The organism is Kitasatospora sp. NPDC034035 (genome assembly GCF_055575755.1).
In genome coordinates this window covers 147,818-166,186 of the sequence record NZ_JBVISA010000010.1, presented here as the reverse complement: position 1 = coordinate 166,186, position 18,369 = coordinate 147,818, and the positions used below count along the sequence as shown (strand labels likewise).

Genomic DNA, 18,369 nt, shown 5'->3' with positions numbered 1-18,369 from the left:
CCCCGCACGGCCACTGACGGGACGCCGCGGCCGTGGGCTCCGCGGACACCGAGGTCGAGGTGGTGGTGACCGTGCCCAACCACGGCATCGGCCTGTGGATGGTCGGTGCGTTCGTGCTCACCTTCGTGGGCACCCGGGTGGTCACCCGGCTGATCCGGGCCGGGCGCGGGCCGTTCCGCAACGTCGAGGTCGGCGGCACCCATGTGCACCACCAGGTGTACGGCATCCTCGCGATGCTGGTGGCCGGCGCGATGGAGTTCGCCTACCGCCCGGACACCCCCGGGGTGCAGGTCCTGGCCGCGCTGTTCGGCGCCGGCGCCGCGCTCACCCTCGACGAGTACGCGCTGTGGCTGCACCTGGAGGACGTCTACTGGACGCGCGAAGGCCGCAAGTCCGTCGACGCGACCTTCCTGGCGGTGGCGGTCGGACTGCTGCTGGTCGCCGGGTTCAGCCCGTTCTCCGACACCGGCCAGGGCGCCGCCGCCCATCTGACCTTCGCCGTGCTGCTGCTGGTCAACCTGCTGTTCTCCGTCGGGGCGATCCTCAAGGGCAAGACGGCGGTCGGCGTGATCGGGCTGCTGGTGCCCCTGATCGCGCTGGTCGCCTGCCTGCGGCTGGCCAAACCCGACTCGCCGTGGGCCCGCTGGCGCTACCGGCCGGGCTCGCGCCGGGCCGAGCGCTCGCTGCGCCGCTACCCGCCCGGGCGGCGGACCCGGATGGACGCCTTGAAGGACTTCGTCGGGGGCGTCCCCCGGCAGTGAGGCCCCGGGGCAGCCCGTCCGTCGGTCCGCCCGTCCGTCGGTCCGCCTGTCCGTCGGTCAGCCCGGCAGAGCCAGGAATCGGCGCAGCGAGCCGGCCATGGCCCGGACGAAGCGCTCCCGGGTCTCCTCGGGGACCAGGTCGAGGGACAGGTAGGGGTTGAGGTCCTCCAGCTCGACCAGGAGCAGGCGCCCGTCGGGCGCCCGGCAGGCGTCCACCCGCTGGATCCCGTGCTCGAGCGTGTTCCAGTCGACGAAGCGCCGGGCGAACCCGAGGTCGGCCGGGCTCGGCTCGTACGGCTCCAGCACCCAGCGGCGGGCCGGGTCGGGGGCGTGCAGGGCGTACTGGAAGGCGTCGTCCACGAAGTAGAACGAGACCTCGTACCGGAAGTCGATCCGCGGCTGGACCAGCACCTCGCCCCACGCGGGACCGTCCGGACCCTCCAGCTCTTCGGGGGCGAGGAAGCGCAGGCCTATGCTGTCGGCGCCCTCCTTGGGCTTGACCGCGTAGCGGTCGGCGGCGGGCAGCCGGGCGAGGTCCTGCGGCCGGTCGACGGTGGGGATGACCGGGTGGCCGGTCTCGGTCAGGTCCAGCAGGTACTGCTTCCCGGCCATGTCCCCCCGCCCGGTCAGCGGGTTGTAGACCCGCACGCCGTCGGCCAGGGCCCGGTCCCGGAAACGGGCGTACTCCTCCCGGTAGTGCAGCACCGGCCCGCTGTTGCGCACGACGACCGCGTCGAAGCGAGCCATCAGGGCCCGGGCGTCGAGCGGGTGGCACAGGGCCAGGTCGAACCACTCCCGCAGCCGGGAGGTGAGGAAGACGTCCTCGTCGCCGTAGCGGCGGCCGCGGGCCGGGTAGGCCAGGTCGGTCACGTACAGCAGGCTGGGCCGGGCGGGCACGGGCGCTCCCTCGGGTGGTGGTGGGGGACCGAAATCTACCGGTCCACCGGCCCCGTCGGCCGTGGACCCCGGGGGCCGCCGGTCCGGCGCGGATGCGCGTTGCGCCATCGGAGTGCAGGGTGGACGGGTACGGTCCGGCCGGCGGACTCCCGGGGGACCCGAGAACGATCGAAGGAGGCCGCCATGCCGACCAGGAAGATTTTCGGCCGGGCCCTGGCCCTGACCGCCCTCGCCGCCCTGCCGGCCGCCGCTTTCACACTGCCCTCACCGGCGGCCGCCGCCGTGGCCTCCGCCCCGCAGGCGGTCGCCGTCGCCGCGCCGACCTCCTTCGTCGACCTGCCCAACAGCCCGCTGCCGTCCGACCACGCGGCGCACCGGATCACCGTCACCTACCGCAACCCCACGGGGGCGGACCAGACCATCGCCCCGCAGATCCTCGTCGAGTCACCCGACAACGGGCCCTTCCTCACCCCGGGGAACATCAAGCTCGAGATCCTGGTCGGCGGCGCCTGGAAGACCGTGCCACTGGCCAGCCAGACCGGCACGCTGTACACCGGCCTCACCTCGGCGAAACTGGTCCTCCACAGCCACCACACGCTGACCCAGTACTACCGGCTCACCGTGCTGAAGGCCTCCCCGGGCACGGTCCAGCCGAGGGTGGCGCTGTACGGCTGAGGCGGTCCGGGGTCCGGGCGGTGGCGTGTTCACCAGTCGCGGCGGTCGGCCGGGGTGCCGAGGCCGGCGCGGAGGTGGCGGACGAGGGAGCGGCGCAGCTCCCGGTCGTGGTCGGTCTCGACGGCGAGGTCGAGCTGGACGATGTCCACGCCCGCCGAGCGGAGGAGCCCGATCCGGGCCGCGACGGCGGCCGGGGAGCCGGCGTAGGCGGCGCTGAGGGAGCGGCGGACGTAGGCGGCCACCTGCTCGTCGCCGTGGGCGGGGTCGGAGTGGCCGCGCTCGCGGTCGCGGTCGAGTTGGACGGCCTCCCGCCAGCGGCCGCCGGCGCCGCCGGAGGTGAGGCGCAGGGCGTCCCGGCGCAGTCGGCGGACCCGGTCGCGGGCCTCCTCGTCGGTGTCGGCGAGGACGACGGTGACGTGCCGCCAGATCCGCAGGGACCGGCCGTGGACGGCGGCCGCGGCGCGGGCCTGGGCGATCCGCCGCCGGGTGTCGGGCAGCGGCAGCGGGCTGACGGCGTACACCTGCGCGTAGCGGGCCGCGAGGTCGAGGCCCTGCGGTGAGGAGCCGCCGAAGGAGAGCAGCTCGCCGCCCGGTCTCGGGTGCAGGCCGGGGCGGGCGGCGGCCACGGTGTAGAACTCGCCCTTGTGGTCGATGTCCCGGTCGGCGGTCAGGTAGCGGGTGAACAGGTCGAGGTACTCCTCGGCCCGGCGGTAGCGCTCCGCCTTGTCGAGGAGGTCGCCGTCGCGGGCCGTGTCGCGGTCGCTGGAGCCGATGATGACGTGTGCCGCCGCCCGTCCGCCGGAGAGGCGGTCCAGGGTCGCCAGGGAACGGGCGGCGACGGTCGGCGCGGTGGTGCCGACCCGGTGGGCGACGGCGATGCGCAGCCGGGTGGTGGCGGCCAGCGCCCAGGAGGCCACCAGCCAGGGGTCGGGCCACGAGCTGGACTGCACCACCAGGGCGCTGTCCAGCCCGTCCTCCTCGTTCTCGCGCGCGGTGCGGGCGACATACGCGGGGTCGGCGGTGCGGTCGCGGCCGTCGGGGGCCCAGCGCAGGGCCTGGCGCTCCTGCGGGGTGTCGCCGGGGACGGGTGCGGCGCGGACCCCGCCGCGGATCTCCAGGGGCACGGGCTCTCCTCGGATGGGAATCGGACGGAACGGCGGCGGGTCAGCGGGCGGCCGGGCCGAGCCGGGCCAGGGTGTCGAGCAGCTTGGCCCGGCTGACGAACACCTCGGGCGGCAGCGACACGTACAGCTGGATGGTGGTGACGCCCGGGCGGTGGTAGGCGAGGATGCGTTCGCGGCACTCCTCGGGGGAGCCGCTGACGAAGAGTCCGTCGACGACCTCGTCCGGCAGGGCCTTCTGGGCGCCCTCCGGATCCCCCTCGGCCCACCGGCGGTGGGTCTCGGCGAGCAACTCGCCGTGGCCCAGCCACTCGTGGAACTTCCGGTACGGCTCGCGGTTGAGGATCCAGGCGAGGAAGGGCCGGCTGGCGCGGTGGGCGTAGTCGGTGTCCTCGGTGGGGCAGACGAAGACCTTCACCACCAGCTCCTTGCCTGGCGGCTGCGGGCCGACGGTCTCAAGGATCTTCGGCACGTCGTGCGGGAACAGCAGGTTGGTGATGGCGCCGTCCCCCTCGGTGAAGCCGAGCCGGAGCATGTTGGGCCGCAGCGCGCCCAGGATCACCTTGACCGGGTCGGCGGGCGGGTGCGGCAGCCGGTAGCCGGTGATGTCGAAGGTGTCGAACCCGCCGGTGACGTACTCGCCGCGCAGTGCCCGGGTGACGAAGCGCAGCACGTCCCGGGTGCGCTTGAACGGCTCGTCGAAGGGGATGCCGTTGATGTCGGTGACGTGCGCGGGGACGGAGGCGCCGATGCCCAGCAGGAGTCGTCCGGGGGCGAGTTGGGCGAGTGTCGCGGCGGTCTGGGCGAGCACCGCCGGGCCGCGGGTGTGCACCGGGACGATGCCGGTGGCGATCCGCAGGGACGGGGACCACGCCGCCGTGGCGGCCAGCGGGGTGAAGGCGTCGGTGCCGCCGCCCTCGGCGCTCCACACGTCGGTGTAGCCGAGGTCGGGCAGCCGTTCGACCAGGAAGCGGTGCCGGTCGATGGTCAGGCCCGGCAGGGGCAGGGTGATGCCCCACTTGGGCGGCTCGGTGTCGGTGTGGTGGTGCGGCGGGTGCGGGGTGGTCATCGGACGGTTGTCCTTCCAGTGGTGCTCGGGGGTGGTGCTGGGGGTGGTGTCGGAGAGGGGACGTCGGTCAGCCTCAGCCGACCCGGACCGTGGTCAGGTCGAGGAACCAGGACTGCGGCTGCACGAGCCCGTGGACCTTCGGCGAAAGGGCCCGCGGGTTGCGGTCGTTGACCACGAACAGCCAGGGCGCGTCCTGGGTGACGAGGGTGAGGGCCCTGCGGTAGCCGGCCTGCCGGGCGGCCTGGTCGGCGTCGGCGGCCGAGGACGCGAGCAACCCGTCGACCTGCGGGTTCGCGTAGTGGCCGGTCCAGAACGGGCTCGTGGAGCCGATGAACAGCGGCAGCAGTGCCTCGGACTGGAACAGCGTGGTGGACTGGGCGACGGCGTCGGAACCGAGCGCGACCTGGCCCTTGGCCTCGGCGCCGATCAGGGTGGTCCAGTCGGTGGTGCGCAGTTCGACCTTGATGCCGACGGCGGAGAGGTCCCGCTGGATGGCCTCGGCGATCGGCACCGGCAGCAGGTTGCCGCTGCCGCCGGTGGGCACCGTGACGGAGGTGCCGAAGCCGTTCGGTACGCCGGCCTCGGTGAGCAACTGCCGGGCCTTGGCCGGGTCGTAGGAGTAGGCGTCGCCGGCGGGGTCGTAGGCGGCGGTGGCGCGCGGCGCGGCCTGGTAGGCCGGGTCGGCGGTGCCGTGCAGCAGATTGTCGGCGATGGCTTTGCGGTCGATCGCGTAGTTGGCGGCCTTGCGGACCAGCGGGTTGTTCCAGGGGGCCTTGGAGGTGTCCAGGATCCAGTACCAGAGGTGGTCGTAGCTGTTGGTGGCGATCGTGACGCCGTCGGCCTTGAGGCTCTCGATGTCGTCCGGGTTCGGGTACTCGATCCAGTTCGCGCCGCCCGAGCGCAGGGCCGCGGTGCGGGCGGCGGCGTCCGGCAGCGCCTTGATCACGAGGCGGTCGAGCTTGGGGGCGCCGCGCCAGTAGTCCTTGTTGGCGGTGAGCTCGATCTGCTGGCCCTCGGTCTGCGAGACGAAGGAGAACGGGCCGGTACCGACCGGGTGTTGGGCGAAGTTCGCCGAGCCGGCCTTGCGGACGGCGGTGGGACTGGCGATCAGGACGTGCGCGAGGTCCTCGGGGAAGTGGCCGTTGGGTTCCTTGGTGACCAGTTCGACGTGGTCGGCGTCGGTCTTGCGGTAGGAGGCGATGTCGCCCGCGTACTCCGCGGCGGCGGCGCCGAGGGCGTCGGTGTACTCGGGGCTGCCCTTGTCGAGGTAGCGCGCCAGGTTGAAGACCACGGCGTCGGCGTCGAAGGGGGTGCCGTCCTGGAACTTCACGCCCTGGCGGAGGGTGAAGGTCCAGGTCCTGCGGTCGGCCGCGACCTGCCAGTCGGTGGCGAGGGCGCCGGTGACGGTCGGCGGCTTGTCGGTGCCCTTGAGCAACTCGTAGCGGGTGAGGCCCTCGTAGAGCTGGAAGGAGACCAGCCGCTTGCCCTCGAAACCCGCGCCGCCGATCACGGTGTCGGTGTTGGGCAGCTTGCCGGTGGCGCCGATGACCAGGGTCCCGCCGCGGCCGTCGCCGCCGCCCGCCCCGGTGGAGCCGCCGCCGGACCCGGCGCAGCCGGCGGCCGCGGTGAGCAGGACGGCGGCGGCCGACAGGGCGACGGCTCTGGAACGGGTACGGGCGGTGCGCGTCATGGTGTTTCCTCGTCGGTTCGGTGGTGCGGAGCGCGGAGCGGTGTCGGTCAGGGCGGGGAGCGGTGTCGGTCAGGGCGCGGAAGGGGCTGTGCCGGTGGCGGAGGGGACGGTGCCGGTGGCGGCTTCCAGCAGCGCCCGGGTGTACGGGTGCGCGGGGGAGTCCCAGAGGCGGTCGACGGGCCCCTCCTCGACCACCCGGCCGTGCCGCAGCACCAGCACCCGGTGGGCGAGGTGGCGGACGACGGCGAGGTCGTGGGAGATGAACAGGTAGGCCAGGCCGGTGCGTTCGCGCAGCTCGGTGAGCAGGTCGAGCAGTCGGGCCTGCACACTGCGGTCCAGGGCGGAGGTGGGCTCGTCGCAGACCAGCAGCTCGGGCCCGGTGGCCAGGGCCCGGGCGACGGCCACCCGCTGCAGCTGCCCGCCGGACAGCTCGCGCGGGTAGCGGGCGGCGAGCGGGGGCTCCAGACCGACCTGGGCGAACAGCCGGGCGACGGTTGCGGCACGCCCGGCGCGCCCGGCACGCCCGGCGCGCCCGGCACGCCCGGCGCGCGGGGCGCCGTGCAGCCGCAGCGCGAAGGCGACCGCCTCCCCGGCCCGCAGGCTCGGGTTGAGCGAGCCGCGCGGGTGCTGCGGGACGAACTGCAGCCGGCCCCGCAGCGCACGGTCGGCGCGGCCGCGCAGCCGGTACGGGTCGCGGCCGTCGAAGCGGACGCTGCCGGAGTCGGGGGCGAGCAGGCCGAGGGCGAGGCGGGCCACGGTGGACTTCCCGGAGCCGGACTCGCCGACCAGGGCGACGGTCTCGCCGGGGGCGATGGTGAGGCTGACGCCCTCCAGCGCCGTCCGGCCGCCGTAGCGCTTGCCGACGGCGTCGAGGGTGAGCAGGGGGCGCGGGGGCGTCTCGGCGCCGGGGACGGTGTGGTGGTCGGACGTGCCGTGGCGGTCGGGCGTGTCGCGGTGGTCGGGCGTGTCGCGGTGGTCGGTCGTGCCGTGGAGGTCGGGCGTGTCGCGGTGGTGCAGGCTCATCGGCGGGCTCCCGGTTCGGCGGCCACCAGGGCGGCGGTGAAGGCGTGGCCGGGCTCGCCCAGCACCCGTTCGGCCGGGCCGAGTTCGACGATCCGGCCGGCCCGCATGACCGCCACCGTGCCGCCGATCCGGCGGGCCACCGCGAGGTCGTGGGTGACCAGCAGCAGCGCGATGCCGCAGTCGGCGCGCAGGGTGGCGAAGAGGTCCAGGATCCGGCCGCGGACCAGGGCGTCCAGCGCGGTGGTCGGCTCGTCGGCGATCAGCAGTTCCGGGCCGCAGCAGATCGCGAGGGCGATCGCGGCGCGCTGGCGCAGGCCGCCGGAGAGCTCGTGCGGGTACGCCCGGGCGACCCGCCCCGGATCCGGGACGCCGGCGGTGGCGAGCAACCTGGGGACGGCGGCGCGGGCGGCCCGGCGGCCGTCGGCGATCCGGTGTCGGCGCAGCACCTCGGCGAGTTGCGGGCCGATCCGGCGCAGGGGGTCGAGCGAGGCGCTCGGGTCCTGCGGCACGTAGCCGATGCGCCGGCCGCGGACGTCCGAGAACGCGCGTTCGTCGAGTGCCCGCAGGTCCGTCCCGGCGAGCCGGACGCTCCCGGTGACGGCGGCGCCGCGCCCGGGCAGGCCGAGCACCGTACGGGCGACGGTGGTCTTGCCGCTTCCGGACTCGCCGAGCAGCACCAGGGCGCCGCCGGCCCGCAGGGTGAGGGAGACCCCGTCGACGGCCCGGACGCCTCCGGGGTACTCGACGCCCAGACCGTCGATCTCCAGCAGTGGGCTCATCGGATCACCTGCTTGGCAGTTCGTCGCGTCACGGCCTGGGTGGCGTGTGGCAGATGGGCCGCGGCGTCGCCGACCCGGGTGCGCAGCGCCTCGCCGAGGGTGTTGAACACGACCGAGACGGCGAGGATGACGAGGGCCGGCAGCACCGCCACCCAGGGGTGGGTGAGCAGCGAGGGCCGCAGCTCGTCCAGCATCGCGCCCCACTCGGCGGTGGGCGGGGCGACCCCGAGCCCGAGGAAGGACAGTCCGGCGGCGTACACGACGGCGAGCCCGACCAGCGAGGAGGAGTACACCAGCACCACCGGAGCCACCACGGGGGCGACCTGCCGGAGCACCAGCGCGCCCCAGCCGGCGCCGCTGACCCGGGCCGCCTCCAGGTACTCGGAGGTGCGGATCCGCCGGGTCTCGGTGAACGCGACCCGGGCCACCGCCGGGGTGAGCACCACGGACAGCGCGAGCACGGTCGCGCCCAGGCCGGGGGTGAGCAGCGAGGCGACGGCGATCGCCAGCAGCACCCCGGGGAAGGCGTAGAGCACGTCCAGGGTGCGCAGCAGGGCCTGTTCGGTGAACCGGCCGCCGAGGCCGGCCGTGATGCCGAGCAGGGTCCCGGCGACGGCGGCGACGGTGACCGGCACGAGCCCTCCGGTGAGCGAGGCACGCCCGGCCCAGATCAGCCGGCTCAGCAGGTCGCGGCCCTGCCCGTCGGTGCCCAGCGGGTGGCCGGGGCTGCCGGGGTCGAGCAGCCGGTCCGCGAGCCGCCCGGCGGCCGGGTCGTACGGGGCGACCAGCGGCGCGGCGAGGGCGAGCAGGACGAGCAGCACGGCGAGGCCGCCGGGGACGACCAGGCCGAGGTTCCGGCTGGTCCGTCCGGTCCACGGGGTCGACGTCATGTCAGGTCCTCACTCGCGGGTCGATCGCCGCGTGCGCCGCGTCCACCAGGATGTTGACGCCGACGAACGCCACCGCCACCACCAGCACCCCGCCCTGCACCAGGGGCAGGTCACGGGCGGTGAGCGCGTCGTACAGCAGCCGGCCGACGCCGGGCCAGGCGAACAGGGTCTCCACGAAGACCACCCCCTCCAGCAGGTAGGCGAGTTGCAGGCCGCCGATGGTCAGCAGCGCGGGCGAGGCGTTGTGCACGCAGTGCCGCAGCACGGCGGCCGGGCGCAGGCCGCGGGCCCGCAGCGAGTCGGCCAGCTCACCGGCCAGGACGGTGCCCAGCGACGCCCGGAACACCCGCGCGGTGAGCCCGAGCGGCACGAGCGCGGCGGCGACCGCCGGCAGGACCAGGTGGCGGGCCAGGTCGGCCGGACCGCCGGAGCCGAACGCGTCGTGCGTGCCGCCGGCCGGCAGCCAGCGCAGCCCGACCGCGAAGACGGCGATCAGCAGCAGCGCCACCGAGTACTGCGGGGCGGACACCGCGAGGGTGGACAGCGCGCCGGAGATCCGCCCGCCGGGGCCGCGCGGACCCACCGCACCGAGGGCGCCGAGCGCCACCCCGCCGACCAGCACCAGCAGGAACGCGGCCGCCGTCAGGGTGAGCGTCTGGCCGAGCGCGGGGAGCAGCAGGTCGGCGACCGGGCGCTGGCCGGAGATGGACGTGCCGAGGTCGCCGGTGAGCGCGTGGCCGAGCCAGTCCGCGTAGCGCACGGGCAACGGCTGGTCCAGGCCGAGCCGTTCGGTGAGCACCCGACGGGCCTCGGGCGGTGCGCCCGGGCCGAGGAAGGCGGCGACCGGGTCGCCGGGGACGAGCGCCACGGTCGCGAAGACGACGGCGGTGACGCCGAGCAGCGTCGGGACGGCCAGCAGGAGCCGGCGCACCAGGAACCGGGTCACCGGTCGACCCTCCGGGGCGGGGCGCCGGACGGGCCGACGGCGGGCCGGTGGGGCGGGGCGGGCATGGCGCTGCTGCTCCTTCGGGAGTCGTGCGGGAGTCGTGCGGGACTTCTGCCGGAGTTCTGCCGGAGTCCTGCGGGAGTTCTCGGACGGGGGTTCGGGGATGCCGGGCCGTCATCTCGGCTGCGTGGCAGCGGCGTTCGGAGTGCGGGCGGGGCTGCCCCTGCGACGTCGGGACACCGTCGCCGCGACGGCCGAGGTCGCTTGGAGGAGCGTTGCGGACGCACGGCCCCGACAGCCAGTCAGGTCCTGATGCTGTTACCTCCGGTCACAGGATCCGCGGTGGCCGGAGTGACACTGCCCCGGCCGCCGAGGCCCGGTCCCGTCCTTGACCTGCACAAGGAACCGGACCTAGGGTTTCCCGCATGGCTATTCGGCGGACCGACTTCACCTTGGTCGGGATCGGCGGCTCGTGGCACCGCAGGTGCTTCGACGAGTTCTGTCGATCGCGCGCACCGCGCTGACCGCCCCCGGTCCACACCCGCCGCGGTCGGCGCTCCCTCCTCACCCCGGATCCCTGCCCGACGCCCGTCCGCGTCGCCGGCGGATCCCTGTCGCAGCACATCGCGTCCACGGGGCCGACCAGCCACCAGCTAGGGGGACCGCATCGCCATGCCCTACCACAGACGTCCAGCCTCCGCTCCCGGAGGTGCCCGATGGCAGCAGTGAGCACCTTCGCCGCCCCGGCCGGCCCGCGCGGCCGCCGGCTTCCCGCCCGCCGCGCCGCCTGTGGCGGCACCGGCCCGGGGGACGCGCCCGCCACGGGACCGGCCCGCCCGCACGCCGAGATCGACAACCCGCTCGACCTGATCGCCGGTCACCAGCTGCTGGCCGAACCGGCACCGCCGGCCCCGGGCCGGGTGGACGCCGGGTGCGGCTGCGGCCACCCGAGTTGCGTGGACGAGGAACGCGACCGCACCGCGCTCGCCCGGGTGTTCCTGGTCGAACGGCACTCGGTGGCCAGCGCCGGGCTGCGCAGCGTGCTGGCCACCGCGCCCGGACTGACGGTGGTCGGCTCCACCGGCGACCCGCTGCGCGCCGTCGCGGCCGTGCACCGCATCGCCCCCGACATCGTGCTGCTCGGCCGCGGCGCGAGCCTGGAGGAGGACCTGGCGGCCGTGGTGGCGCTGCGCGGACCGGACGGGGCCCCCGACGCCCGGGTCCTGCTGCTGCGCCGGGCCGAGTCGACCGCCGAGGCGAGCCGGATGCTGCTGGCCGGAGCCGGCGGCTGCTTCCCGCTCGACCTGGCCGGGGAGCGGATCATCGGCGCGGTCCAACTCGTGGCAGCCGGCGGGTCGGTGTTCCTGCCGGCACCGCCGCCCGCCCGGATCCACGCGGCGGCTCCCGGGCGGCACCTCGGCGAGCTGCCGCCGCAGCAGGCCGGGCTGACCGAACGCGAACGGGAGGTGCTGGTCAAGCTCGGGCACGGGCTGAGCAACGCCGAGATCGGGCGCGAACTGGCCCTCGCCGAGGCCACCGTGAAGAAGCACCTCACCCAGGCCATGCGCAAGATCGGGCAGCCCGACCGGCTGCGCGCCGCGCTCTACGCCCACCGGCACGGGCTCGCCGGGTAGTTCCGTCGCCGTACACGTCCGTCGCCGCACACGCACCGCCCGAGGGCGGGCCCCGCCAGGACGCGGGGCCCGCCCTTCGTCGTGCCCGGGCTCCTGGCGGGTGCGGTGCGAGGCGACCTTCGGAGCATCCGAACGGCGACGATCGGCGCCCTGACCGGCGCCGTTCGGGGCTACCGGGGCGCGCGGACCGCTTCGTAGCGTGGCGGGAACGACGACGACACGACGGTCCGACGGATCGTTCAGCCGAAGGGAGATGGCCCGATGGGGGGTGTGTCCGACGGGACCGGCGGTCCGACCGGCGCCGGTGGCCTGGGGGGTGGCCGGGCCGGTGGCCGGGCGGCCGGCGAGGCCGGCCCGCGTACGGTGGTCCTGCCCGCCGGGAGCCGAAGCCCCGGCCCGGAGCAGCCGAGGTCCCCGTACCGCGCGATGCCGGACGCCGAGCGGTCCGCGCTCTGGCGGCAGCGGCTGCACGAGGCCGAGGCCGGGCTGACGCGGTACCTGGTGTCACGCGGGGACGAACTGCACCTCACCGACTGGTTCGTCCTGCAGTCCGAGCTGTTCGCCGACCTGCCCGAGCCGGACGCGCCGGCCGTCGAGTGGCAGCGGGTGTTCTTCCGCGACCAGGCCCTGATGGAACGTTTCCTCGTCGTCCGCTACGGCGAGCAGGTGCTCGGGGACTGGGCCCGGTCCAACGCCGAGGTGCACCGCGACGTCGAGCCCGACCACGGCCGGGGCGCCGCCGACCCGATCCACCGGATCGCCCGGCAGGCCGAACTGTACGGATCAGACTACGAGTTCGACGACGACGCACCGCCCGGACCGGAACGCGCGGCGCTCACCATCACGCACTGCGCGATCTGGGACTACCGCGAGAAGGCCCGGCGCTCGGGCGTCCGGCTGACCCTCGCCTCGCCCTGCACCTACTGCACCGAGGCGCTGTCCGCCAACATCCGCGCCAAGGGCTACCGGCCCGCGCACCGCCTGACCCACGGCCCGACCGGCCACGGCTGCCGCTGGGAGTCCACGACCGCGACCGGCCCCGCTGAGATCGCCGGGCCCGCCGAAGCCACCGAAGCCACCGAGCCCGCCTCGACGGACGCGACCGCCGAGCCCACCGGGCCCGCCGCGCCCACCGCCACCGACGAACCCGGGGAGTCCTGACATGTGCGGCATCACCGGCTGGATCGACTGGGACACCGACCTGCTCCACCAGGCGCGGACCGTCCGGGAGATGACCGCCACCCTGGCCTGCCGCGGCCCGGACGCGGACGGCGTCTGGCTCTCCCGGCACGCCGCCCTCGGCCACCGCCGGCTGTCCGTGATCGACCCGGACGGCGGCGCCCAGCCGCTCGCCGACCGCCCCGGACCGGACACCGCGGCCGTCCTGAGTTACAACGGCGAGCTCTACAACCACCGCGAGCTGCGCACCGAACTGGAGGCCCTCGGGCACGTCTTCCGCTCCCGCTCGGACACCGAGGTGGTGCTGCGGGCCCACCTCCAGTGGGGCAAGGACGCACCGGCCAGGTTCAACGGCATCTTCGCCTACGCCCTCTGGGACGCCCGGCGCGAGGAACTGCTGCTGGTCCGCGACCACCTCGGCATCAAACCGCTGTACTGGCACGCCCACCGCAGCGGCGTCCTGTTCGGCTCCGAGCCGAAGGCGGTGCTCGCCAACCCGCTGTTCCGCGCCGAACTGGACGCCGAGGGCATCGCCGAGCTGTTCGCGCTGCCCGCCGCGCCGAGCGCCGGCCACGGCGTCTTCCGCGGCCTCCACGAGGTCCGGCCCGGCCACCTGGTGGTCGTCGGCCGCGCCGCCACCCGGGAAGTGCGGTACTGGCGGCTGGAGTCCGCCGAGCACCGGGACGACGCCGCGACCACCCGGGCGACCGTCCGGGAACTGCTCGCCGACGCCGTCGAACGGCAGCTGATCAGCGACGTGCCGCTGTGCACCCTGCTCTCCGGCGGCGTCGACTCCAGCGCCGTCACCGCGCTGGCCGCCGCCGCCCGCGAACGGGCCGGCCAGGGCAAGATCACCAGCTTCTCCGTCGACTTCCCCGGCAGCGCCGAACGCACCCCCGACGCCTGGCGGACCACCCGCGACGCCCCCTACGTGGAGGCCGCCGCCGAGCACATCGGCACCCTGCACACCACCGTCCTGGTCCCCGACGACGACCTGCTGGACGCCCGCGACGCCGTCCTGCGCGCCCGCGACCGCCCCGGCTGGGGCGAGATGGACGCCTCCCTGCACCTGCTCTTCCGCGAGGTGCGGCGGCGCTCCACCGTCGCGCTCTCCGGCGAGGCCGCGGACGAGATCTTCGGCGGCTACCCCTACTTCCACGACGCCGACGCCCTCGCCGCCCCGACCTTCCCGTGGCTGCACGGCAGGGCCACCCCGGCGGACCTGCTGCGCCCGGACGTCCGGGCCGAGGTGCGCCCCGAGGAGTACACCGCCGCCGCGTACCGGCGCTCGCTCGGCGAAGTGTCGCGGCTGCCCGGCGAGTCGGCCCGCGACGCCCGGATCCGCGAGGTCTTCCACCTCGCGCTCACCCGCTGGCTGCCCCCGCTGCTGGACCGGGTGGACCGGGTGTCGATGTCGGTCGGCCTGGAGGTCCGGGTGCCGTTCTGCGACCACCGCCTGGTGGAGTACCTGTGGAACGTCCCGTGGGCGCTCAAGGCACCGGACGGGCGGGCCAAGGGGCTGTTCCGCGACGCCGTCCGGGACCTCCTCCCGCCGCAGGTCGCCGACCGGCCCAAGAGCGGCTACCCGTCCACCCCCGCCGTCCGCTACACCGAGGTGCTCACGGCCCGGGCCCACGAGCTGCTGGCCGACCCGAACGCGCCGGTCTTCGAGCTGGTCGACCGCGACCTGGTGCGCCAGCTGCTCGCCGGGGGCCGACCGCTGCCCAGCCCGCGCACCGCGCCGAACCCGGTCGGCGGCCTCGACCACCTGGTCCAGGTCGACGAGTGGCTGCGCGCCTACCGGGTGGGGCTGCGATGAGCGGCGCCCTGACCCGAGCAGCCGGGAAAGCCGCCGGGCACGCCACCGACCAGGCCACCGAGGAGGAGTTCCGGGCCGCCTCCCGCGGCTGGACCAGCGGGGTCGCGGTCGTCACCACCCGCGCGGGCGAGGAGGTCTTCGCCAAGACGGTCTCCTCCTTCGGCACCCTCTCCCTCGACCCGCCGCTGGTCACCGTCGCGATCGGCCGGCACAGCCCGCTCGTGGCCGCCGCCCGGGCCTCCGGGCGGTTCGGCCTCTCGATCCTGACGGACCGTCAGGCCGCCGTGGCCCGGCGGTTCGCCACCCCCGGGGCCGGACGCGCGCTCGGCGCCTTCGCCGCCGTACCGATGCGGACCGCCGCCACCGGCGCCCCGCTCGTCGAGTCCGCCCTGGCCTGGTTCGACTGCCGGCTGCACGCGGCCCTGCCCGGCGGCGACCACACCATCCTGGTCGGCCGGGTCGCCGCCGCGGCCCGCGATGACGGCGAACCCCTCCTCTACCACGACGGCCAGTACCGCCTACTGGCCCCGAAACCCTTGAACACCACCGGAGTTGGCGCATGACACTGCTGGACACCGCCGCCGGTCGCGGCGCGCCCGCCACCGCCCGAGGCCTGCTCACCGGAGACCGCTACCGGGCCGGACTCGACGACGGACGTGAGCTCTACCTCGACGGCCGACGGATCGCGAACCCCGCCGAGCACCCCGCGTTCCGCCCGGCCGTGGACGAGCTGTCCCGGCTGCTCGACCTCCAGCACGACCCCGACCACCGCGACCTGCTCACCTGGCAGGACCCGGACAGCGGCCTGCGGCTGGCCCGCGCCTACCAGCCCCCGCGCACCCTCGACGACCTCCGACTCCAGCGCCGCAGCGCCGAGTTCTGGCACGCCGAAGCACTCGGCCAGCAGGGCCGCTCGCCCGCGTTCATGGCCTCCATCGCCGTCGGCGTCTACGACTTCCGGCACCGGCTGGCCGGGGCCGACCCGCGCTTCGGCGCCAACGCCGAAGCCTGGTACCGCCACTGCGCCACCAACGACCTCGTCCTGTCGCACGCCCTCGGCGACCCGCAGATCGACCGCTCCGCCGACCCGCTCGACGACCCCGACCTCGCCCTGCGCGTCATCGAGGAGAACGACCGGGGCATCGTGGTCCGCGGCGCCAAGCAGCTCACCACCCTCGCCCCGCTCGCCCACGAGGTGCTGGTCTACCTCTCCGCCTCCTTCACCGAGGGCCGCGGCGAACAGTTCGTCACCTGGTTCGCCCTGCCGCTCAACACCCCCGGACTGGTCACCCTCGCCCGCGAGCCGCTCGGCAGCGCCCCCTGGGGCCACGCCCACCCCCTCGGCGCGCGGTACGACGAGCAGGACGCGATGCTCTTCTTCGACGACGTCCTGGTGCCCTGGGACCGCGTCTTCCTGCTGCGCGACGCCGGCCTCGCCCGGCTCGGCCTCGGCCGGATCAACGCCTGGAGCGCCTACATCGGCCACATCCGCTACCGCGAACGGCTGCGCACCCTGCTCGCCACCGCCACCCTCGTCGCCGAGTCGATCGGGGTGGACGGCTTCCGCAACATCCAGGAGGACCTCGGACGCCTCGCCGGGTACGCCGAACTGACCGAGTACTTCCTGGACGCCGCCGAAGCCCGCGGCGGCCCCACCGACGGCGGCCTGTTCGCCCCCGGCGACACCGCCGCCTCCCGGGTCTGGTCGGCCGAGGTGGCCGGCAGCGCCGTCGAGATCGTCCGCCGGATCGGCGCCTCGGGCCTGCTCATCCAGCCCACCGCCGCCGACCTCGCCCACCCCCGGCTGCGCCCGCACCTGGACCGCTACATGCGCGGGCGCGGCATCGACGCCGAACGCAAGTCCCGGCTGTTCCGGATCGCGTGGGAGCTCACCGGCGACGGCTTCGGCCAGCGCCAGGACCTCTACGAGTACGTGCACCGGGGCGACCTGACCCGCAACCGGATCAACATCTTCAAGCGGTACGACCAGAGCGAGGCCCGCGAGCGCCTGCTGCACCTGGTCGACCGGCCCGCGAGCGCCGAGGAGAACCAGTCGTGAGCACGTCCGCCGTCGAGATCCAGTCCCGAACCCTCGCCGGGTACGCCGACGCCAGCCGGCTGCGCCAGGTCCAGGACCGCGACTGGGTGCTCGACCAGGTCACCGGAGCCCCCGAGACCCTGATCGACCTCGGCAGCGGGATCGGCCAGCTGCTGCAGGCCGCCCTGGAACGGTTCCCCACCCTGCGCCGTGCCGTCGGCCTGGAACGCTCCGAACACCGCATCGCCGAGGCCGCCGACCGGCTCCGGCCGTACGGCGAGCGGATCGCCCTGCACCGGGCCGACCTCACCGCGCCCGAGCCGCTGCCCTTCCGGGCCGAGGTGATCACCCAGACCTCGGTGCTGCACTGGCTGTACCCGGACGAGGAACGGATCTTCGCCTGGGCCGCCGCCCACCTCGCCCCCGGCGGCAGGTTCCTGCTCACCAGCTACCACCCCGCCCGCGACGAACACGGCCTCGGCGGCGAGGACGAACTGGTCCGCGACGCCCTGGTGGCCCTCGGCACCCCGGACGACGAGGTGCCCGGCGCCTTCGCGCGCGGCGGCGTGCTGCCGATCGCCACCCGCACCAGGACCGTCGAGGACCTCGCGGCGGTGATCGGCCCGCACCTCGCGGTGGCCGGCCACCTGGAGCGCGACGCCGTCGTCACCGTCGACAGCGCCGAGCAGTACGAGCACTTCCACGCCGCCACCTTCGGCGACTACTACAGCCGCCTGGTACCGGCCGACCGGCGGGCCGCGTTCTTCCGCGCCGTCGGCGAGAGCGCCTGGCGCCGGCAGCGGGAGCGCGGACACGTCAGCCACATGGCCGTCCGGCTCTGGACGCTGACCCCCCGCTAGCCCGCTTCCGTTAACAGCATGTGTAGCCCGCCGCTCACCCCTGGGACGAGCGGCGGGCTGCGCCTACGCTGGGGCCATCACCCCCGAGAAGACGAAGCCGAGGAGCCCACCCGTGTCAACTCCCCCCACCGGACGGGAACTCGGCGCCTTCCTGCGCGCCCACCGCGAACTCCTCAAGCCCGCCGATGTCGGCCTCACCGCCACCACCCGCCGCCGCACCCCCGGCCTGCGCCGCGAGGAGGTCGCCTCCCTGTCCGGGGTCGGCCTGGCCTGGTACACCTGGGTCGAGCAGGGGAGGGTCGCCGCGTCCCGGCAGGTGCTGGAGGCGATCGCCCGCGTGCTGCGACTGGACGACGCGGGCCTGCGGCACGCCCTGCGCCTGGCCGGCTACCACGAGCCCGCCCCGGCCGCCGGCCCGGGCGGCGCCGACCGGATCGCCGAGGCCATCCAGCCCGTCCTCGACTCCTGGCCCGCCAGCCCCGCCGTCCTGCTGGACCGCCACTTCGACCTGCGCGGCTGGAACGCCGCATGGGCGGCGCTCTGGGGCTCGCCCGAGTTCGTCCCCGCCGACCGGCGCAACCTGATGTGGGTGATGGCCGCCCACCCGCGGGTGCGCGCGGTGCTGCGCGACTGGGAACCGCTCGCGATGAACGTCTTCCAGCACTTCCGCGCCCAGGCGGGCCCCGCCCTCGCCGCCCCCCGCACCCGTGAGGTCTACCGGCACCTGGACGAGGACGCGCCGGAGCTCCGCCACTGGTGGGGATGCCACTCGGTGGCGGAGCTGACCGTCCGCACCGTCACCGTCGAACCGGTCGGCCTCGGGCCGGTCCGGCTGACCCTGTCCTCCTTCCACCCGGTGGACGACCCCTCCGCGACGGTGCTGCTGTTCACCCCGACCGACGCCACCGACCGGGCGCGGATGACCGAACTGGTCGAGCATCCGTTGCGCGCGGTCGGCGGCGTGGAGGGGGAGCGCCGGGTCGGCTGA

At 75.1% G+C, this 18,369-nt stretch carries 17 protein-coding genes; 9 read left to right on the top strand and 8 right to left on the bottom strand.

Translation table 11 applies throughout. The annotated features are described in order from the left end of the window. Nucleotides 1-32 precede the first annotated feature (32 nt). Complete coding sequence (locus tag ACZ52J_RS16715; RefSeq protein WP_360490994.1) at nt 33-761, top strand: hypothetical protein; 729 nt, start codon at nt 33-35, stop codon at nt 759-761. Between the two features lie 57 nt (nt 762-818). On the opposite strand, the gene ACZ52J_RS16710 is transcribed toward ACZ52J_RS16715, so the two are convergent. Beyond that, the gene (locus tag ACZ52J_RS16710; RefSeq protein WP_465619482.1) at nt 819-1,658 is read right to left on the bottom strand and encodes an ATP-grasp domain-containing protein; all 840 of its coding nucleotides are present in this window, start codon (nt 1,656-1,658) and stop codon (nt 819-821) included. A gap of 183 nt (nt 1,659-1,841) precedes the next feature. Here ACZ52J_RS16710 and ACZ52J_RS16705 point away from each other — a divergent pair, with 183 nt between their 5' ends. Further along, entirely contained in the window at nt 1,842-2,333 is a 492-nt protein-coding gene (locus tag ACZ52J_RS16705) for a signal peptide protein (protein WP_465619480.1), read from the top strand. A 29-nt stretch (nt 2,334-2,362) separates the two neighbouring features. Here the strand turns inward: ACZ52J_RS16705 and ACZ52J_RS16700 are convergent, their stop codons facing one another. From ACZ52J_RS16700 to ACZ52J_RS16670, 7 genes are all read right to left on the bottom strand, one after another. Then, a complete protein-coding gene (locus tag ACZ52J_RS16700; protein WP_465619478.1) occupies nt 2,363-3,457 on the bottom strand; it encodes an LLM class flavin-dependent oxidoreductase in 1,095 nt (364 codons plus the stop codon). 40 nt (nt 3,458-3,497) lie between these two features. Next, nucleotides 3,498-4,523: an LLM class F420-dependent oxidoreductase gene (locus ACZ52J_RS16695; protein WP_465619476.1), complete on the bottom strand. Its 1,026-nt coding sequence runs from the start codon at nt 4,521-4,523 to the stop codon at nt 3,498-3,500. Between the two features lie 73 nt (nt 4,524-4,596). Continuing rightward, nucleotides 4,597-6,213 carry an ABC transporter substrate-binding protein gene (locus ACZ52J_RS16690; protein ID WP_465619474.1) on the bottom strand — a complete coding sequence of 539 codons (1,617 nt, stop codon included), beginning with the start codon at nt 6,211-6,213 and terminating at the stop codon, nt 4,597-4,599. Nucleotides 6,214-6,282: 69 nt separating this feature from the next. Beyond that, a complete protein-coding gene (locus ACZ52J_RS16685; RefSeq protein ID WP_465619472.1) occupies nt 6,283-7,236 on the bottom strand; it encodes an ABC transporter ATP-binding protein in 954 nt (317 codons plus the stop codon). Beyond that, nucleotides 7,233-8,015 (bottom strand): ABC transporter ATP-binding protein, encoded by a 783-nt coding sequence (locus ACZ52J_RS16680; protein WP_465619470.1) that lies wholly within the window; start codon nt 8,013-8,015, stop codon nt 7,233-7,235. Before ACZ52J_RS16680 ends, ACZ52J_RS16685 begins: the two co-directional genes overlap by 4 nt. Further along, nucleotides 8,012-8,905 carry an ABC transporter permease gene (locus ACZ52J_RS16675; RefSeq protein WP_465619468.1) on the bottom strand — a complete coding sequence of 298 codons (894 nt, stop codon included), beginning with the start codon at nt 8,903-8,905 and terminating at the stop codon, nt 8,012-8,014. The genes ACZ52J_RS16680 and ACZ52J_RS16675 overlap by 4 nt, the downstream gene beginning before the upstream one ends. A 1-nt stretch (nt 8,906) precedes the next feature. Further along, nucleotides 8,907-9,851 (bottom strand): ABC transporter permease, encoded by a 945-nt coding sequence (locus tag ACZ52J_RS16670; RefSeq protein WP_465619466.1) that lies wholly within the window; start codon nt 9,849-9,851, stop codon nt 8,907-8,909. Between the two features lie 716 nt (nt 9,852-10,567). Between ACZ52J_RS16670 and ACZ52J_RS16665 the strand changes: the two genes are divergently transcribed. The 7 genes from ACZ52J_RS16665 (at nt 10,568) to ACZ52J_RS16635 (ending at nt 18,369) form a co-directional block, all read left to right on the top strand. Then, nucleotides 10,568-11,485: a LuxR C-terminal-related transcriptional regulator gene (locus ACZ52J_RS16665; RefSeq protein WP_465619464.1), complete on the top strand. Its 918-nt coding sequence runs from the start codon at nt 10,568-10,570 to the stop codon at nt 11,483-11,485. A 261-nt stretch (nt 11,486-11,746) separates the two neighbouring features. Then, nucleotides 11,747-12,646, top strand: a complete 900-nt coding sequence (locus ACZ52J_RS16660; protein WP_465619462.1) for a hypothetical protein — start codon at nt 11,747-11,749, stop codon at nt 12,644-12,646. A 1-nt stretch (nt 12,647) separates the two neighbouring features. Beyond that, nucleotides 12,648-14,483 carry an asparagine synthase (glutamine-hydrolyzing) gene (gene asnB / locus ACZ52J_RS16655; RefSeq protein ID WP_465619460.1) on the top strand — a complete coding sequence of 612 codons (1,836 nt, stop codon included), beginning with the start codon at nt 12,648-12,650 and terminating at the stop codon, nt 14,481-14,483. Continuing rightward, nucleotides 14,480-15,046: a flavin reductase family protein gene (locus ACZ52J_RS16650; protein WP_465619458.1), complete on the top strand. Its 567-nt coding sequence runs from the start codon at nt 14,480-14,482 to the stop codon at nt 15,044-15,046. The genes asnB and ACZ52J_RS16650 overlap by 4 nt, the downstream gene beginning before the upstream one ends. Then, on the top strand, nt 15,043-16,542 hold the full coding sequence (locus tag ACZ52J_RS16645) for a 4-hydroxyphenylacetate 3-hydroxylase family protein (protein WP_465619456.1): 1,500 nt from the start codon (nt 15,043-15,045) through the stop codon (nt 16,540-16,542). The genes ACZ52J_RS16650 and ACZ52J_RS16645 overlap by 4 nt, the downstream gene beginning before the upstream one ends. After that, nucleotides 16,539-17,381 carry a class I SAM-dependent methyltransferase gene (locus ACZ52J_RS16640; RefSeq protein ID WP_465619454.1) on the top strand — a complete coding sequence of 281 codons (843 nt, stop codon included), beginning with the start codon at nt 16,539-16,541 and terminating at the stop codon, nt 17,379-17,381. The genes ACZ52J_RS16645 and ACZ52J_RS16640 overlap by 4 nt, the downstream gene beginning before the upstream one ends. 112 nt (nt 17,382-17,493) lie before the next feature. After that, the gene (locus ACZ52J_RS16635; protein WP_465619452.1) at nt 17,494-18,369 is read left to right on the top strand and encodes a helix-turn-helix transcriptional regulator; all 876 of its coding nucleotides are present in this window, start codon (nt 17,494-17,496) and stop codon (nt 18,367-18,369) included.

Excerpts from the sequence above, each read along its gene's own strand:
- ACZ52J_RS16705 (WP_465619480.1), top strand. The coding sequence starts at position 1,842 with ATGCCGACCAGGAAGATTTTCGGCCGGGCCCTGGCCCTGACCGCCCTC.
- ACZ52J_RS16695 (WP_465619476.1), bottom strand. The coding sequence starts at position 4,523 with ATGACCACCCCGCACCCGCCGCACCACCACACCGACACCGAGCCGCCC.
- ACZ52J_RS16690 (WP_465619474.1), bottom strand. The coding sequence starts at position 6,213 with ATGACGCGCACCGCCCGTACCCGTTCCAGAGCCGTCGCCCTGTCGGCC.
- ACZ52J_RS16685 (WP_465619472.1), bottom strand. The coding sequence starts at position 7,236 with ATGAGCCTGCACCACCGCGACACGCCCGACCTCCACGGCACGACCGAC.
- ACZ52J_RS16680 (WP_465619470.1), bottom strand. The coding sequence starts at position 8,015 with ATGAGCCCACTGCTGGAGATCGACGGTCTGGGCGTCGAGTACCCCGGA.
- ACZ52J_RS16675 (WP_465619468.1), bottom strand. The coding sequence starts at position 8,905 with ATGACGTCGACCCCGTGGACCGGACGGACCAGCCGGAACCTCGGCCTG.
- ACZ52J_RS16665 (WP_465619464.1), top strand. The coding sequence starts at position 10,568 with ATGGCAGCAGTGAGCACCTTCGCCGCCCCGGCCGGCCCGCGCGGCCGC.
- ACZ52J_RS16660 (WP_465619462.1), top strand. The coding sequence starts at position 11,747 with ATGGGGGGTGTGTCCGACGGGACCGGCGGTCCGACCGGCGCCGGTGGC.
- asnB (WP_465619460.1), top strand. The coding sequence starts at position 12,648 with ATGTGCGGCATCACCGGCTGGATCGACTGGGACACCGACCTGCTCCAC.
- ACZ52J_RS16650 (WP_465619458.1), top strand. The coding sequence starts at position 14,480 with ATGAGCGGCGCCCTGACCCGAGCAGCCGGGAAAGCCGCCGGGCACGCC.
- ACZ52J_RS16645 (WP_465619456.1), top strand. The coding sequence starts at position 15,043 with ATGACACTGCTGGACACCGCCGCCGGTCGCGGCGCGCCCGCCACCGCC.